This is a genomic window from Streptomyces sp. NPDC058758 (genome assembly GCF_042746075.1).
Classification (GTDB): Bacteria; Actinomycetota; Actinomycetes; order Streptomycetales; family Streptomycetaceae; genus Streptomyces.
The window spans coordinates 106,842-123,300 of record NZ_JBHYPS010000025.1; the positions used below are offsets into that span (position 1 = coordinate 106,842).

The 16,459-nt window shown below is 76.8% G+C and carries 13 protein-coding genes; 6 read left to right on the top strand and 7 right to left on the bottom strand.

The annotated features are described in order from the left end of the window. Nucleotides 1–50 precede the first annotated feature (50 nt). The 5 genes from ACFW6A_RS26025 to ACFW6A_RS26045 form a co-directional block, all read right to left on the bottom strand. Nucleotides 51–659 (bottom strand): ATP/GTP-binding protein, encoded by a 609-nt coding sequence (locus ACFW6A_RS26025; protein WP_351846921.1) that lies wholly within the window; start codon nucleotides 657–659, stop codon nucleotides 51–53. Then, nucleotides 640–1,128, bottom strand: coding sequence for a DUF742 domain-containing protein (locus ACFW6A_RS26030; RefSeq protein ID WP_351846924.1), 489 nt, complete (start codon nucleotides 1,126–1,128; stop codon nucleotides 640–642). The genes ACFW6A_RS26025 and ACFW6A_RS26030 overlap by 20 nt, the downstream gene beginning before the upstream one ends. A gap of 12 nt (nucleotides 1,129–1,140) precedes the next feature. Next, nucleotides 1,141–1,575 carry a roadblock/LC7 domain-containing protein gene (locus tag ACFW6A_RS26035; RefSeq protein ID WP_351846925.1) on the bottom strand — a complete coding sequence of 145 codons (435 nt, stop codon included), beginning with the start codon at nucleotides 1,573–1,575 and terminating at the stop codon, nucleotides 1,141–1,143. Then, nucleotides 1,572–4,574 carry a nitrate- and nitrite sensing domain-containing protein gene (locus ACFW6A_RS26040; RefSeq protein ID WP_386643314.1) on the bottom strand — a complete coding sequence of 1,001 codons (3,003 nt, stop codon included), beginning with the start codon at nucleotides 4,572–4,574 and terminating at the stop codon, nucleotides 1,572–1,574. Before ACFW6A_RS26040 ends, ACFW6A_RS26035 begins: the two co-directional genes overlap by 4 nt. Nucleotides 4,575–4,662: 88 nt before the next feature. After that, entirely contained in the window at nucleotides 4,663–5,499 is an 837-nt protein-coding gene (locus ACFW6A_RS26045; RefSeq protein ID WP_351846931.1) for an MHYT domain-containing protein, read from the bottom strand. 151 nt (nucleotides 5,500–5,650) lie between these two features. Here ACFW6A_RS26045 and ACFW6A_RS26050 point away from each other — a divergent pair, with 151 nt between their 5' ends. The 4 genes from ACFW6A_RS26050 (at nucleotide 5,651) to ACFW6A_RS26065 (ending at nucleotide 10,009) form a co-directional block, all read left to right on the top strand. Further along, entirely contained in the window at nucleotides 5,651–6,259 is a 609-nt protein-coding gene (locus tag ACFW6A_RS26050; RefSeq protein WP_351846933.1) for a methyltransferase domain-containing protein, read from the top strand. Nucleotides 6,260–6,449: 190 nt separating this feature from the next. Continuing rightward, complete coding sequence (locus ACFW6A_RS26055) at nucleotides 6,450–8,687, top strand: reprolysin-like metallopeptidase (RefSeq protein ID WP_386484065.1); 2,238 nt, start codon at nucleotides 6,450–6,452, stop codon at nucleotides 8,685–8,687. A 131-nt stretch (nucleotides 8,688–8,818) separates the two neighbouring features. Continuing rightward, complete coding sequence (locus ACFW6A_RS26060; RefSeq protein WP_351846938.1) at nucleotides 8,819–9,112, top strand: hypothetical protein; 294 nt, start codon at nucleotides 8,819–8,821, stop codon at nucleotides 9,110–9,112. A 90-nt stretch (nucleotides 9,113–9,202) separates the two neighbouring features. Further along, nucleotides 9,203–10,009, top strand: a complete 807-nt coding sequence (locus ACFW6A_RS26065; protein ID WP_386484061.1) for a hypothetical protein — start codon at nucleotides 9,203–9,205, stop codon at nucleotides 10,007–10,009. Between the two features lie 64 nt (nucleotides 10,010–10,073). Here the strand turns inward: ACFW6A_RS26065 and ACFW6A_RS26070 are convergent, their stop codons facing one another. Continuing rightward, nucleotides 10,074–10,619: an MOSC domain-containing protein gene (locus ACFW6A_RS26070; RefSeq protein ID WP_351846944.1), complete on the bottom strand. Its 546-nt coding sequence runs from the start codon at nucleotides 10,617–10,619 to the stop codon at nucleotides 10,074–10,076. A gap of 47 nt (nucleotides 10,620–10,666) precedes the next feature. Further along, the gene (locus tag ACFW6A_RS26075) at nucleotides 10,667–11,758 is read right to left on the bottom strand and encodes an acyl-CoA desaturase (RefSeq protein ID WP_351846947.1); all 1,092 of its coding nucleotides are present in this window, start codon (nucleotides 11,756–11,758) and stop codon (nucleotides 10,667–10,669) included. Between the two features lie 275 nt (nucleotides 11,759–12,033). On the opposite strand from ACFW6A_RS26075, the gene ACFW6A_RS26080 reads away from it, so the two are divergent. Next, nucleotides 12,034–15,006: an SNF2-related protein gene (locus ACFW6A_RS26080; protein WP_386643319.1), complete on the top strand. Its 2,973-nt coding sequence runs from the start codon at nucleotides 12,034–12,036 to the stop codon at nucleotides 15,004–15,006. Further along, the gene (locus ACFW6A_RS26085; protein ID WP_386643322.1) at nucleotides 15,003–16,316 is read left to right on the top strand and encodes an SWF or SNF family helicase; all 1,314 of its coding nucleotides are present in this window, start codon (nucleotides 15,003–15,005) and stop codon (nucleotides 16,314–16,316) included. Before ACFW6A_RS26080 ends, ACFW6A_RS26085 begins: the two co-directional genes overlap by 4 nt. Nucleotides 16,317–16,459: the final 143 nt, after the last annotated feature.

A 16,459-nucleotide genomic window follows, 5' to 3' on the forward strand; every position in this document is an offset into this window, starting at 1 on the left:
CGCCCTCCGTGCCCCGCCCCCGGAAAGTCGGCGGGAGCGCGCCGGACGGCTCAGCCGACCGTGTCGAGCAGCCGGGCGGTGTGCATCCGCCCGGCGTACTCGACGACCCTGATGAGGACCTCCTTGCCGGAGTCCCGGTCGCGCGCGTCGCAGAGCACCACGGGGGTCCCCAGGTCCAGGTCGAGGGCGCGGGAGACGTCCTGCGCCCCGTAGGCGCGGGCGCCCTCGAAGCAGTTGACGGCCACCACGAACGGGATCTTCCGGTGCTCGAAGTAGTCGACCGCCGGGAAGCAGTCCTCCAGGCGGCGGGTGTCGGCGAGGACGACGGCGCCCAGGGCGCCCTGCGAGAGCTCGTCCCACAGGAACCAGAAGCGGTCCTGTCCCGGAGTGCCGAACAGGTACAGCGACAGGCCGGCGCGGATCGTGATCCGGCCGAAGTCCATGGCCACGGTGGTGGTCGTCTTCCGGTCCACTCCCCCGGTGTCGTCGACGAGTTCGCCGGCCCGGCTGAGCCGTTCCTCGGTGCGCAGCGGCCGGATCTCGCTGACCGCCCCGACCAGGGTGGTCTTGCCGACGCCGAAGCCTCCGGCGACGAGGATCTTCAGGGCGAGAGCGTCGCCGCCGTCCGCGCCGGTGCTCTCAGAGCGCTCGTAGGCCATCGATCACTTCTCTCAGGATGCGTTCGTCGGGGAGCTGGGCGGGCGGTACGGGTCGGCTGACGCGTACGAAGCCCGATTCGAGGAGGTCGCCGAGGAGGACGCGGACGACGCCCACGGGGAGGTCGGCGTCGGCGGCGAGTTCGGCCACCGACTGGGTCTCGGAGCGGCAGAGGGCGAGCAGGGCGCGGTGTTCCGGGCCGAGCACGGCCTCCTCGGCGGCGTCCGGCGGGTCGTCGTCGACGACGACCAGGGCGATCAGGTCGAAGCGGACGTTGCTGGGGCCGGGTTTGGTGCGGCCGCCGGTCATCGCGTACGGCCGGACGAGCGGCCCGGCGTCGGCGTCGTACCACTGGCTGCCGGTCAGGGGCGGGCCTCCGCCGGTGCCGTGCCGGGCTTCGCCGTCCCGGGCGTCACCGCCCCGGCCGGCCGTGTCCCCGCCGGCGGGGTCGCCGCTGCTGTCCATCGTCATGGGGTTCTCCGGTCAGCCGGCGGCCGGCGGGGGCACCGTGAGCCGCGGCGGGGTGTGCAGGTGCTCGCCGACGCGCTTGACGAGCCGGGCCATCTCGTAGGCGATGAGGCCGATGTCGGCGCTGACGGAGCTGAGGACGGCCAGGCAGGAGCCGTCGCCCGCGGCGGCGACGAAGAGGAAGCCGTCGTCCATCTCGACCATCGTCTGGCGGACGCCTCCGGTGCGGAACTGGCGGCCGGCGCCCTTGGCGAGGCTGTGGAAGCCGGAGGCGATCGCCGCGAGGTGTTCCGCGTCCTCCCGGCTCAGTCCGCTGGAGGCGCCCACCGCGAGGCCGTCGCCGGAGAGCACCACCGTGTGCCGGACCTCGCGGACCCTGGTGACCAGATCGTCGAGGAGCCAGTCGAGTTCGCCGGAGCGGTGGTGGGAGACCCTCTCGTGGTCGATCATGCGTCGTCTCCTTCGGATCGGTGGGTCTGGGGCGGGGCCGGGCGGGCGCCGAAGTAGGGGCCGAGGTCGGTACGCGCGCGTGCGTCGCGCCGCGGGTCGTACGGCGGCTCGTGCGGGGCCGCCGATCCGGGCCGCGGGGCGCCCGCCGGGGGCGCGCCGTCGCCGAGCGGGCGCCTGGCGCCCGGGGCGGGGCCGCCGCCTCGCTGCCAGCCGTCGCGGTAGGCGGCCATCCGGTCGCGCACCTGCTCCGGCGTCCGCTCCGGGGCGCCCGCGACGGCGGGGGCGGGGACCGGGTCGGGCGCCGGGGCCTCGCGCAACTGGGGGACGAGGCTCGCCTGCCGGATGCGGCGGGGCAGCCCGTCGTCGGCGCCCGGGTCGGCGGGCCCGCGGCCCGTCCGGTCCGGCGGCGCCTGCGGCGGCAGGGCGTGGCCGCGCGGCCGCAGGGGGGTGACGCCGGCCGGTACGGGGGCGGGTGCCGGTGCGGGCGGGGAGCCCGGGGCGAGCGCGGGGACCGTGACGGGGCGTGGCAGGGGCTGCGGCCGGGCCGCGGGCCGCTCGGGGGCCGGCGGCGGGGGCGGGGGCGAGGCGGGGGCGGTGTCGGGGGCGGAGGGGCCGCCGGGGGCGGCCGGGGACGGGCCCCCGAGGGGCTGCGGGGCGCCGGCGGCGGGCGCGGGGGCGGCGAAGCGGCGGGCCTCCGCGCGGTGGGCCTCCGCGCGTTCACGGGCGGCCCGTTCGCCGTCGCGGGGGAGGTCGGCCGCGGGTGCGGCGGTCCCCGCCTCCACGGGGTCGGCGGCGGTGCCGCGACCGGCAGGCGGGGCACCCTGGAGGAGATCGGTGGGGAGCAGGACGACGGCGGTGGTGCCGCCGTACGGGGAGGGCCTCAGGTGCACCTTGATGGCGTGCCGGGTGGAGAGGCGGCTGACGACGAAGAGGCCGAGGCGGTCGCTGTCGAAGAGGTCGAGGGCCTCGGACCGGTCGATGCGGGCGTTGGCCTCGGCGAGCGACTCCTTGCCCATGCCGAGGCCCCGGTCCTCGATCTCCAGGGCATAGCCGTTGCCGACGGGTTCGCCGCTGACCCGCACCTTGGTGTGCGGCGGGGAGAACTGGGCGGCGTTCTCGATGAGTTCGGCGAGGAGGTGGGTGAGGTCGGCGACGGCGCCGCCCGCGACGGCGGTCTCGGGGAGCCGGCGCACCTCCACGCGCGCGTAGTCCTCGATCTCGGAGACGGCGGCGCGGACGACGTTGGTCAGCGGCACCGGCATCCGCCAGGCACGGCCCGGGGCCGCGCCGGAGAGGATGATCAGGCTCTCGGCGTGGCGCCGCATCCGGGTGGTGAGGTGGTCGAGGCGGAAGAGGTCGCCGAGTTCGCCGGGGTCGTCGGCGCGCCGCTCCATGCTGTCCAGGAGGTTGAGCTGGCGGTGGACGAGGACCTGGCTGCGGCGGGCGAGGTTGACGAAGACGCCGGAGATGCCGCTGGCCAGTTCGGCGCGTTCGACGGCCGCGGAGAGGGCGGCCCGGTGCACGGTGGTGAGGGCTTCGCCGACCTGGCCGATCTCGTCCTGGGCCGCGGGTCCCGGCGGGGCCTCGGCCAGGACGTCGATCTCCTCCCCGGCGCGCAGCCGGTCCATGGCGGCGGGGAGTTTGCGGCGGGCGATGCCGAGGGCGGTGTTGCGGAGGCCGACCAGCTCGACGACGAGGCCGCGGCCGATGCGCACGGAGATGACGAGGGAGGCGGCGACGGCGGCGAGACCGAGGACGACGGCCGCGCCCGCGGGGCTGAGGATGCCGCCCGCGAAGGGGCCGGTGTGGTCGGCCGCCTCGGCGCGCGCGTCGTTCTCGACGGCGGCGAGTCCGGCGCGTACGGCGGCGAGGGCGGGGTCCCAGTCGGCGGAGGGCACGGCCTGGGCGGCGGGGCGCCCGTCGGCGGCGCGGGCGACGCGGTCCTCGGCTCCGGTGAGCCGGGCGTGGTCGGCGCCGTCGGCGAGCCGGGACCAGGCGGCCCGGCCGGCCGGGGGGAGGTCGGGGGCGGCCGAGGCGAGGAGGGTCCGCCGGGTCTCGGCCGCGCCGGTGAAGGCGCGCTGGTGGGCTGCGGTCAGCCGGCCGGTGAGGTGGGCGGAGCCGAGGAGGGCGTCCTCGCGGGAGAGCATCTCGCCGGCCCGGGCCAGTTCGAGGAGCACGCGCGCGTGGGCCCCCTGTCCGGTGTCCTGCATGCCGCTGAGGGCTCCGCCGACGGCGAAGCCGGCCGAGACGGCGGTCGTGTACGCGTCGTACACCCGGTCCCAGTCGCCGCGCCCGCCGGCGGCGGCGGTGCGGAGGCGGGCGAGGCCCTGGACCTCGCCGACGAAGGCGCCGACGCGGTCGGCGACGTCGGCGGGCAGTCCGCCGGAGTCGCCGACGGTGTGGCCGTCGCCGAGCCGGAGCCGGTCGACGGCCTCGTCGGTGCGGCGGATCCGGTCCTTGAGTTCGGCGGCCCGGCCGGCGCCGGGGGCGGCGATCTGCCGTACGGCGGCCCGGCGTTCGTCCTGGAGGGCGGCGAGGACGGCGGACACCGGCTGCCGGATGTCGGCGTCGACGCGCTGGAGCCGGTGGATCCCGGCCATGTCCTGGGCGGTGGTGACGGTGGCGAAGCCCCAGAGGGCGAGGAGCGAGACGACCGGGACCATGAGGAGCGAGACGATCTTGGCCCGCACGGTGCGGGGCCGCAGGCCCCGCCGCCGGGTTTCCGTGACGGGGGCGGAGGCGGATCCGGGAGCGGGCGCGGAAGCGGGTCCGGACGCGGATCCGGCGGCGGCCTCCCCCGCTTCGGCCAGTGGGGCGTCGGCGGCCGCCGGGGCGGCGGGGCCGGGCGGGACGGCGGGGCCGGGCGGGGCCTCGGCCGCCCGGTCGGGGGTGCGGGGCTCGGGTTCGTCGGCGGGCGGCCCGGCGTGCGCGCGGCGCCCGCGTGCGGTCGCCGGCGGCGCGGGCGCCGCGGCGTCCTGGTTCTTGCGGGGAGTGCGCATGGGCTCCTCGTTCCGGCGGTTTCCGGCTGGGGTGCGAAGGCGGGTGCACGCGCGCGTGCGGGGAGAGGGGGAAGCGGTGGGGGGTCGGTCAGGGTGCGGGGGTGCGCAGCGGGTCGCGGCCGGCGCGGAAGCCGGGCGGGGCCACGTCGACCGCGCGCTCGTCCGGTTCGGTGAGGCGTTCGGCGGAGGCGTACGCGGCCCGTTCCTTGGCCGTCGGGGAGAGGGAGACGAAGGCGGAGGTGATGAAGAGGTACGAGCCGAGGCCGACGGCGAGCGGGAAGATGAACTGCATGACCGTGGCGCCCGAAAGGTCGGCGGTGGCGGGCACGACCTCCACGTCCACGGCGAACATGCCCGTGTAGTGCATGCTGCTGACGGCGGCTCCCATGACGAGCGAGGCGAGCGCGACCGCGATCGGGGCGTGGATGTGGAGGGCGGCCCAGAGCGCGGCGGTGGCCGCGACGACCGCGATGAGGACCGAGAGGGCGACGAGCGCCGGGTCGTAGTGGACGGTGCCGTGGAGGCGGAGGGCCGCCATGCCCATGTAGTGCATGCTCGCGACGCCGATCCCGGTCGTCAGTCCGCCGATCAGAAGCGATCGCACGCGGTCACGTCCGTAGCCGACGGCGAAGACGCCCACTCCGACGACGCCCATCGCGATGACGAGGCTGAGGATGGTGAGCGGCACGTCGTACCGGATGTCGGTGCCGGTGACGCCGAAGCCGAGCATCGCCACGAAGTGCATGGTCCAGATGCCGGTGCCGAGCGCGGAGGCGGCGGTGAGCAGCCAGTTCCGCCGCGAACGGCCGGTCGCGTCGAGCGCGCGTACGGTGCAGCGCAGCCCGAGGGCGGCGCCGATGCAGGCCATCGCGTACGACAGCACAGGTGTCAGCCAGCCGAAGGCGGCGTGGTCCAGGTGTCCCATGACTCGGGGACGCTAGTGCGCACGTGGGGGCGCACCGGGGGCGCATTTCGAAAGCTGCTGGAATATGACGGAGAGAAGTTCCAGATCGATCGTGCGACGTTCGAACGTGCCCACAGAACGTTCACCCCCATGGGTGGGCGATCATGAGCGCATGAGCGATGACCCCACAGACGTCCGAGCGTTCTTCGCCACCCGCGCGGCCGACTGGGACCGCCGTTTCCCCGACGACGGCCCCGCCTACGCCGCCGCCGTGGCCGAAATGAGCCTGCGTCCCGGCGACTCCGTGCTCGACGCGGGCTGCGGCACCGGCCGCGCGCTGCCCCCGCTGCGCGCCGCCGTCGGCCCGGCGGGGACCGTGCTCGGCGCCGACCTCACCCCCGAGATGCTGGCCGAGGCCGTACGGGCCGGGCGGCGCGGCCCGGAGGGCGCCACGGCCCTGCTCCTCGCCGACGTCGGCCGGCTGCCGCTGCGCGACGGCGGACTCGACGCGGTCTTCGGCGCCGGACTCGTCTCCCACCTCGCCGATCCGGTCGCCGACCTGCGCGAACTGGCCCGCGTCGTCCGGCCCCGGGGACGGCTCGCGCTCTTCCACCCCGTCGGGCGCGCCGCGCTCGCGGCCCGGCACGGGCGGCAGCTCACCCCGGACGACCTGCGGGCCGAGCCCCGGCTGCGCCGCGTCCTCGCCGAGGCCGGCTGGCGGCTCGACGCCTACGTGGACGAGGACGCCCGCTACCTCGCCCTGGCCGTACGGGAGGGCTGACCCCGGCACCGGCAACCCGCGCGCACGGCCGTGCGGACCACCCCCTCCCCGGACACCCCGTCGGGCAGGGTGATTCTCCCGTCGATCAGGTGATCACCCCCTCCGTTCGAGGAACCCTCCTCCTCGTTTCTGCAGGTGAACCCGGCGGGCCGCCGACGAAGCGGCCGCCCAGGGGAAACAGGAGGAAGAGATGGCCCGCTACAGATGGACGGGCGGCGCGGCCCTCGGAGCCATGGCTCTGGGCGTCACCGCCGTCACCGGTTTCGCGCCACCGGGCGCGGGTGACGGGTCCAGGACGGCCGCCCACGAGCGTGCGGAGCGTGCCGCCGTGGCGGCGGGGGCCTTCAGCCCGGACAGCGGCGCCCGCGTGACGAACAGCGGGACGGGCCGGCCCCGCACCGGGCCGGCCGGCGACGACGCGGCGGAGGCCTTCGGCGCGGAGTTCGTCCGGGGCCGGATCGCGCGGGTCCTGCCGGCCGCCCTGGCGCCCGTCTGCGGCACCGGTGACGGTCGCGAGGCGGTCTTCCCGCTCTTCGGGGACGTGGTCGTCCAGGCCGTGGAGGCCACCCGGAGCACCGTCGGCTCCACCCTGGTCTGGCACGGCCGGGTGGCCGGCGCCGTCGACCAGAACGTGGTCCTCACCCTCGACGGCGGCTGCGACAGGACGCCCGGCAACGAGATCCTGAGCGGGCAGTTCATGCTCGGCGGCGACCTGTACGCGATCCGCCCGGTCGGGCCGGGCCGCGTCCTCATCTCCCAGGGCACCCCGCTGACCGACGAGGACGAGCCCCGGCCCCTCGCACCCCCGGCCGCCGCGCCCGCCGCCCCTCGGACCGGCACCGCCGCCCCCCGCGAGGACGCCCCCGCCGGCAGGGCCGCCGCCTGCAAGGGCGGGGCGGGCCACGCCCTGATCGACGTGCTGGTCGGCTACACGCCCGGGGCCCGCACCGAGGCCGGCGGCGACGCCCAGATCCGTTCGCTCGCCGCCCAGGGCGTCGCCCTCGGCAACGACGCCTTCGCGGCCAGCGGCACCAAGGTCCGGCTGCGGCTCGTCGGCACCGCCCCGGTCTCCGTCCCCGCCTCCCTCGACGGCGTCACCGGCGACCTCCTGAGCGCGGTCGCCCTCCCCTCGGACGGCGTCGCGGACGCCCTCGCCGCACAGCGGGACCGGTACGGGGCCGACGTCGTGTCCGTCCTCGCCGCAGGCCGGCGTGCCGGCGGGCTCGGCTACACCCCGCCGGTCCCGGGCCCCGCCACCGCGCCCTGGGGCTACAACGTGGTCGGCCGGGCCGCCGTCGCCAACTACTCCATGGGCCACGAGATCGGCCACAACATGAGCGCCGACCACGACCGCGTCACCCAGCCGGTCCAGCCGGACAACGGCGCCACCGGCTACTTCCCGGCCAAGGGCGACTGGTCGACCGTGATGGCGTACGAGTCCAGCTGCCGCAAGGCCACCAAGGGCGTCTGCACCCGCATCAACCGCTTCGCCAACCCCCACCAGACCTACCGGGGCGAGCGCCTCGGCGTCCCGCTCGACGCCCCGGGCGCGGCCGACACCGCCGACGTGCTGTCCACCACCGGCAAGGCCGTCGCCGCCTACCGGACCGCCAGGACCTCCGACGCGCTGTGCGCCGTGACCACCTCGGTCAGCCCGAAGGGCGCCGGCACCGTCAGGGCCGCGATGCCGGGACCGTACCCCCAGGGCACCCGGTCCACCTACACGGCGACGGCGACGAAGGGATACGTCTTCAGCGGCTGGAGACTGGACGGCAAGGCCGCCGAGGGCGGCGCCTCCGGCTTCCGGGTCCCGGCCGGCGACCACGCCGTCGTCGCCGTCTTCACGAAGGGCACCGCGCCGGTCTCCAAGGTGACCACCGCGACCAGCGGCAAGGGCACGGTCAGGAAGGCCCCCGCCCGGCGGGCCGAGGCGGAGGGCGCCGACCTGCTGTACGAGGCCGCGCCCGCGCCCGGCTGGGACTTCGCGGGCTGGCGCCTCGACGGCTCGCACGCCGGTGACGACGACAGCCTCGCCCTCACCGTCGGCCGGGACGACATGGAGCTCACCGCCCTCTTCGAGGAGCGGCGCCACGAGCTGAGGGTCGAACGGCGGGGCCACGGCGGCGTGGAGCTCTCGCAGGACGGGCCGTACTCCGACGGCGACACCGTCACCGCGACGGCCGTGCCCGCCCCCGGGTACGTCTTCACCGACTGGCTGCTCGACGGCGAGCCGTACGGCGGTGACGAGGAGAACGCCCGGGGCGAGACCGCCGTCTTCTTCGAGGAGACCGGCCACACCCTGACGGCCGTCTTCACCCGCGCCGGCGGCCACCCCGACGCCGGGCACGGCCACGGCCCCGACTCCGGGCACGGTCACGACCCCGACTCCGGTCCGGGTTACGGCGCCGAGGCGCGCACCCGCCGCTAGCGGTCCGGCGCCGGTGCACCGGCCCGGCCCCAACGCCCCCTTCTGCCACGGCACTTCCCTGTCTACCGTGGAAGTGCCGGGCAGTCGTGCCCGGGGAAAGGCGGCCGGCCGTGGCACGGATAGCGGAACGCATGCGCAAGCTCCTCCCCTCCGCCCGACGCGCGTCCGGGAGCGGGGCCGCCCCACCGCCGGCCCGCACCGGACGCCAGGGCCACAACCTCTTCGAGGCGGCGGCGGTCTACGTGGCCGCCTGCGCCGAGGACGACCAGGAGCGGCTGGAGGAGGCCGCGACCTGGGTCTCCCCGGGCCAGCTCGCCTTCGGGATCAACGAGCTGGCCTGCCGCGCCCTGCTCACCCTCGCCCGGGAGCGGAACCAGACCCCCGAGACCGTCGCCCGCTCGCTGCTCGGCGTCAGGGAGCGCTGAGTCTCACACCCCGAGGACCCTCGACGCGCGGGTTACTCACTGGTTAAGGTGCGCCGACGATCCGATGGGGAGCGAGAAGGGGAGGATGCCGTGGCGGCTACGGAACCGGCGGCCGGGGACGACTCGCTGTACGTCCTGACCGCGTGCCTGCTGACGCCCGCGCGCTTCCCGAGCGTGCTCGGCGACGACTACCCGGCGGCCTGCGCCGCCCTCGGCCTCGAACCGTACGAGGAGGGGTACGGGCTGGTCTTCGGCCAGGACGGGCTCGGCGCGCGCTGGACGGTCGTCATCGACGACGTGTCGCTGGTGGCGGTGGCCATCGCCTCCTGGGACTGCGGCATGGCCTACGACCTCTCCCCCGACGAGACGTCCGTGGTCGCCGGGCTGCCCGGCTGGCCGCTTCCCGTCGCCACCCGGGCCCCGGGCCTCCCCGAGCCGCACGATCCGGAGCCCGAGGAGGGCGATCCCGCCCCGCTGGTCCCGCCGACCGGGGACGTGTGGGGCCCCGCCCAGCGGCGGCTCGGCGCCGACGAGGTGGCCCTGCACTGGGACGAGTGGCGGCGCCGGCTCGACTCCCGGCCCGCCCCCGGGCCGGAGGCGGGCGCCGCGCCGGACGCCGGGCCCGATCCGTACACCGGCGTGGGCCGCGCCCTGGCGGAACTGCGCGGCTACCTGGAGGAGCCGCCGCCGGTCGGCCGGGTGCGGTCAGGCTTCGCCGACGGGGACGCGCGGACGCTCCGCGCCGACGGCCCCGGCTGGTCGCTGGTGGGCCGCCCCGGCGACATGGCCTTCGTCCTCCTCGACGAACTGCCGCGCGAGGTGCTCCCGGTGACCCTCGGCCCGCAGCTGCCCGCGCTGCTGGAGGGGCTCGACGCGATCGCCGTACGCCCCTCCTAGCCGTCGCGCCCCTCGCGGCCGTCGCGCTCCTCGCGGAGGGGCGCCGGGCCTCGGGACGGGAGGGTCAGACGCGGTCCAGCGGGCGGTGCGGGCCGGCCGGCAGCTCGACCCGGATCGGGTCGCCGGGCCGGACCTCGCCGCCGGTCAGCACGATGCCCATGATCCCGGCCTTGCGGACGAGCGCGCCGTCGGCGTCCCGGCCCACGACCTGCTTGAGCAGTCCGTGGCTGAAGCCGTCGATCTGGGCGCACGGGTTGCGCAGCCCGGTGACCTCGACGACGGCCTCCGCGCCGAGGTGGAGCAGGGCGCCGGTGGGCAGGCCGAGCAGGTCGACGCCGCGGGTGGTGACGTTCTCGCCGAGGTCGCCGGGGGCCACCTCGAAGCCGGCCGCGGCGACCTCGTCGAAGAGTTCGCCGTGGATGAGGTGGACCTGCCGGAGGTTCGGCTGGGTGGGGTCCTGGGCGACCCGCGAGCGGTGCTTCACCGTGACGCCGGCGTGGACGTCGCCCTCCACGCCGAGGCCGGCGAGGAGCGTGATGGCCTCGCGGTTGGGCTTGGTGAAGGAGTAGGTGCCGTTGCTGCTGACGGTGGTGACGGTGCCGTCGCTCATGTGGGAGACCCCCCTGGTCCTCTTCGTCTGCGGATGCGCGTCCGACCCTACTCCGGGCGTCCCGCGCGCTCCTCGCGGAGGGTGGCGCCCACCTCGTGGAGGTGGCCGAGCGCCTGCCGGTAGGAGTCGACGAAGCCGGTCTCGGTGTACGGGACGCCCAGGGTCCGGCAGTGGGCGCGGACGGCGGGCTGGGCGAGCCGCAGGTGCGGGCGGGGCATGGACGGGAAGAGGTGGTGCTCGACCTGGTAGTTGAGGCCGCCGAGGAACCAGTCGGTGAGGGCGCCGCCCCGGATGTTGCGGGAGGTCAGGACCTGGCGGCGCAGGTGGCCCCAGTCGTCGCCGTCCTCGTGCTCGTCGGGCCGTTCCATGCCCTTGTGGTTGGGGGCGAAGGCCAGGCCGAGGTGGACGCCGAACAGCATCTGGTGGACGAGCGCGAGGACCAGGGCCTGGGCGGGCGTGAGGGCGGTGAGGAGCAGCGCCGCGTATCCGGCGAAGTGGAGGAGGAGCAGGGCGCCCTCGGTGAGGCGCTCGCCCCGGGTGCGGTACGGGCCGTCCTTCGCGAGCAGGGCCCGGACGCCGTACAGCTTGAGCGCGAGGCCCTCCAGGGTGGTCAGCGGGAAGAAGAGCAGGGCCTGGTGGCGGGTGAGGAAGCCGCGCAGGCCGGTGCGGCCCGCGGTCTGGTGCTCGGCGAAGACGAGGACGTCGGCGGCGACGTCCGGGTCCTTGTCGAGGTGGTTGGGGTTCGCGTGGTGGCGGTTGTGCTTGTCGTTCCACCATTCGCGGCTCATGCCGAGGAGGAGGTTGGCGTGGACGAGCTGGATCGCCCGGCCGGTCCGGCGGTCCGCGGTGATCTGGGCGTGGCCGGCGTCGTGGGCGGTGAAGGCGGCGCGGGCGGAGAGCAGCGCGAGGGGGACGGCGAGGAGGACGGACCACCAGGTCGGGCCGGCGAGGAGGAGGACGGCGGCCACGGCGGCGAGGCCGAGGAAGGTGAGGGCGATGTCCCGGGCGTACCAGCCGGGGCGGTGGTCGAGCAGGCCCTGGCCCTTCACCAGGCGCAGGAGCGGGGAGAACTCGCTGCCGCCGCCCCGCGTCCGTGCGGCGGGCGCCGGGGCGGGGGCGAGGGCGGTGGCCTGGGGCATGGGCGGGCTCCGTCTTCCGTGAGGTGGGGGCGGGTGCCGTCCGCGCCGAGGGGCGGCGGCGGTCTTCACCGTACGAATCCGTGACGGCCCGGAACCATGGCGTCACCACCCGTCCGCGCCCGGGGGCGGGCCGGGGCCGGGGGGTGGGGCGTTCCCCACCCCCCGGCCGGCCCGGCGCGCATGTGTCGGGCGTCACGCGCGGATGTGCGCGTTCCGCGGCGCCGGTGGGGTAAGGTCGGCCGTTCCCTCACCGGTAGTCAAATTTGAGGAGTGCGTTGACGTCGTCGCCGGGATCCTCTCGTCCCTCCGCCGCACCCGCTGCCGTCTTCCTGCCCGCCGACCCGCCGCGCGCCGGCCGGATCGCCCTCTGGTCCCCCGAGGACGAGCCCCTTCCCTCCCCGGGTCCGGCCGGGGCGGTGCCGGACGAGCTCACCGTGGTGGACGGCGCCGACCTCCGGGCCGTGTCCGTCCCCGTGCTCTCCCTGTCCGTACGGGACGCCCTGCCGTTCCTCGCCCGCGCCCGGCTCTCCGGCGACGCCGACCCGGCCACCGCCTTCTGGGGCGGCGCCGCGCTCCTGGCGCTGGACTTCGCGGCGCGCGGACTGCTGCTGCCCGGGGTGACGGCCGACGGGTACGACGCCTGGCGGGCGGGGCCCCTGGGGCCCGAGGAGCTGGACCGGCTGCGGACCCTCGCCGCCTCGATGCCGCCGACCGCGCACGCCGTACCGCTGGACCAGGCGGGCGAGGCCGACGCTGCGGACGACCCGCTGCTGCCGGAGCCCGAGGCGCTGCTGCGGGCCTTCCTGGACGCGGTCGCCGACACCCTCCCCCGCACCCCCGCCGCCGCGCTCGCCGCCGGCGGCCCGGCGTTCGCCGCCGAAGAGCCGCGGGCCGTCCCCGAACAGCGGGCGTGGGCGGCCGACCTGGCGGCCGGTCACGACGCCGGCGTACGGCTGTCGCTCCGCGTGGAACTCGCGGACGGCGGCGGCGCGGCGGAGGCGCCGGGCTTCCGCGCGGTGCTCCAGCTGCACTCCGCCGCCGACCCGGCGCTGGTCGTGGACGCGGCCGACGCCTGGTCGGGAGCCGGGCCCGCGGCGGCCTCGCTCGGGCCGCGCGCCCGGATCGACGCCCTGCTGGCGCTGCGGCGGGCCGCGCGCGCCTGGCCGCCGCTCGCCCCGCTGCTGACGGCGGCCGCGCCGGACGCGATGGAGCTGGCCGACGAGGAGGTCGTCGCCCTCATGGGCCCCGCCTCGCGCGCGCTCGCCGCGACCGGCGTGCGGGTGCACTGGCCGCGCGAGCTGACGGACCGCCTCACCGCACGCGCGGTGATCGGACCGGTGGAGGACTCCGGCACGGCCGGGGCCGGTTCCGGCGCCGGACCGGCGGAGGGGTCCGGGACGGCCGGGGCCGCGTCCGGCCTCCAGGGGGCCGGTTCCGGCGGCGGGGTGCCGTCGTTCCTCTCCGCCGACGCGCTGCTCGCCTTCAACTGGCGCTTCTCCCTGGGCGACCGGGAGCTGACCCGGGCCGAGCTGGACCGGCTCGCCGAGGCCGGCCGTCCGCTCGTCCGGCTGCGCGACCGGTGGGTCCTGGTCGACCCGGCGGAGCTGCTGCGCGCCCGGGAACGGCAGGACCGCAAGGTGACGCCGGTCGACGCGCTCGCGGCCGTCCTCACCGGCACCACGGAGGTCGACGGGCGGCAGGTCGAGGTCGTCGCGACCGGCGCCCTGGAGCGGCTGCGCGAGCGGCTGGCCGACCCCGAGGGCGGGATCCGGGAGGTCCCGCAGCCCGCCGGGCTCGCCGCCACCCTGCGCGACTACCAGCTGCGCGGCCTGAACTGGCTGCACCGGATGACCTCGCTCGGCCTCGGCGGCTGCCTCGCCGACGACATGGGCCTGGGCAAGACCATCACGGTCATCGCGCTCCATCTGCACCGGCAGGGCGAGCCGGCCACCGCGGGGCCCACCCTCGTCGTCTGCCCCACCTCGCTGATGGGCAACTGGCAGCGGGAGTTCGAGCGCTTCGCGCCCGGCACCCGGGTGCGCCGCTTCCACGGCACCGCCCGCGACCTGGACGGGCTCGCGGACGGGGACGTCGTCCTCACCACCTACGGCACCATGCGGCTCGACGCGGAGCGGCTGGCCGCCCGGCCGTGGGGGCTGCTGGTGGCGGACGAGGCCCAGCACGTGAAGAACCCGTACTCGGCGACGGCCCGCCGGCTCCGGACGATCGGCGCACGCGCGCGCGTGGCGCTGTCCGGCACGCCGGTGGAGAACAACCTCTCCGAGCTGTGGGCGATCCTCGACTGGACGACCCCGGGGCTGCTCGGCGGCCTCGGGGCCTTCCGGCGCCGGTACGCGGCCGCCGTCGAGAACGGCACGGACCCGGCGGCGGCCGAACGGCTCGGCGCGCTGGTCCGCCCGTTCCTGCTGCGCCGCCGCAAGTCCGACCCCGGCATCGCCCCGGAGCTGCCGCCGAAGACCGAGACCGACCGGACCGTCTCCCTGACGCCGGAACAGGCCGGCCTGTACGAGGCGGTGGTGCGCGAGAACCTGCTGGCCATCGGGGAGGCCGAGGGCATGGCGCGGCGCGGTCTGGTGGTGAAGCTGCTGACCTCGCTCAAGCAGATCTGCAACCACCCCGCCCAGTACCTGAAGGAGGAACGGCCGCGGCTCGCCGGCCGCTCCGGGAAGCTGGAGCTCCTGGACGAACTCCTCGACACGATCCTGGCCGAGGGCGCGAGCACCCTGGTCTTCACCCAGTACGTGGGGATGGCCAGGCTCCTGGAGGCGCACCTGGCCCGGCGCGGGGTGCCGACGGAGTTCCTGCACGGCGGCACCCCGGTCGCCGCGCGGGAGGCGATGGTCGCCCGCTTCCAGGCCGGCGAGGTGCCGGTCTTCCTGCTGTCTCTGAAGGCGGCCGGGACGGGCCTCAACCTCACCCGCGCGGAGCACGTGGTGCACTACGACCGCTGGTGGAACCCGGCCGTGGAGGCGCAGGCCACCGACCGGGCCTACCGGATCGGGCAGACCCGGCCGGTGCAGGTGCACCGGATCATCGCCGAGGGCACGGTCGAGGACCGGATCGCGGCCCTGCTGGACCGCAAGCGGGAGCTGGCCGACGCGGTGCTCGGCACCTCGGGCGACACTCCGGCGGAGCTGACCGAGCTGAGCGACGCGGAACTCGCGGAGCTGGTACGCCTGCGCGGGGACGGGGACGGAAACGACGGCGGGGACGGGGACGGACGATGAGCGGGTACGGAACGGGCCGGGAGTCCGAGGAGCTGACCTTCGCGGCGCCGCAGCCCGTCCGGGGCGGGGCCTTCGCCCGCACCTGGTGGGGCAGGGCGTGGCTCAAGGCGCTCGACGACACGGCGCTCGACGGCCGGCAGGTGAAGGCGGGCCGGCAGCGCGCTCGGGCGGGCGCCGTCGGGGCCGTGTCGGTGCGGCCGGGGCGGATCACCGCCGTCGTGCAGGACCCCGACGGCAGCGCGTACCGCGGCGACGTGCTGGTGCGCGTGCTGACGGACGCGGAGTGGGACCGGCTGCTCGACCTCGCCGTCGACAGCGCCGGGCACATCGCCGCGCTGCTCGACCACGAGGTGCCGCCGCACCTGGTGGAGGACGCGGCGGGGGTCGGCGTCGACCTGCTGCCGGGCGTCGGCGACCTGGAGCCGGAGTGCGGCTGCGGGGCGTGGGACCACTGCCCGCACACGGCGGCGCTCTGCCACCAGATGGCGCGGATCCTGGACGAGGACCCGTTCGCGCTGCTCCTCATCCGGGGGCGGGGGCAGCGGGCCGTCGTGGACGCGCTCCAGGCCCGCAGCGCCGCCCGCGCGGGCGGCGGGACCGGGACGGAGGCGCCGCGGGAGGCCGGGGCCGGGAGCGCTCCGGCCGGGGTGTCGGCGGCGGAGGCGTACGCGCTGCGGGACATCCTGCCGCCGCTGCCCGCCGTGCCGGTGCCGGAGGCGGCGCCCGGGGAGCCTCCGTCGCTGGACACGGAGACGGACCCGGAGCCCGGAGTGGAGCCCGCCGCCCTGGAGTTCCTGGCGGCGGACACCGCGGCCCGGGCGCACCGGCTGCTCACCGAGCTGCTCGCCGGCCGGGCGGCGCCTCCGGGTGTCGCGGCGACGGGCCTGTCGGTCGCCGAGGACGCGGTGCGGCTCGCGGCCGGCGGGCCTCCGGCGTGGGTCGCCGGGCGGCTCGCCGCGCGCACCGGGCGGTCCCGGGCGGGCCTGGAGCTGGCCACGCGCGCGTGGCGGTGGGGCGGGGCCCCGGCGCTCGCGGTCCTGGAGGAGTCCTGGGCGCCGGACGAGGCGGCCCTGGCGCGGGCGGCGGCGCGGCTCGCCGAGGCGTGGGAGGAGGGCGAGGTCCCGGAGCTGAGCCGGTCGGGGGCGCGCTGGACGGCGGCGGGCGGGGAGGCGCAGCTGCGGCTCGGGGAGGACGGCCGGTGGTGGCCGTACCGCTTCGAGGGGGGCGTGTGGTCCCCCGCCGGTCCGGCGGACCGGGATCCGGCGGCGGCGCTGACGACGGCGACGGGCGAGGGCGAGGACGGGGAGTAGGGCGCTCCCGCCGCCCCGCGCAGGCCGGGCGCGCCTCCGGAACACGCCGAGGGTCCGGACAACCCGTAGGGACTGCGGCACCACCGCGGTTTACCTAAAGAACGGGTAAAAACACAGTATCATATAAAAAAAATAAGCAGCCC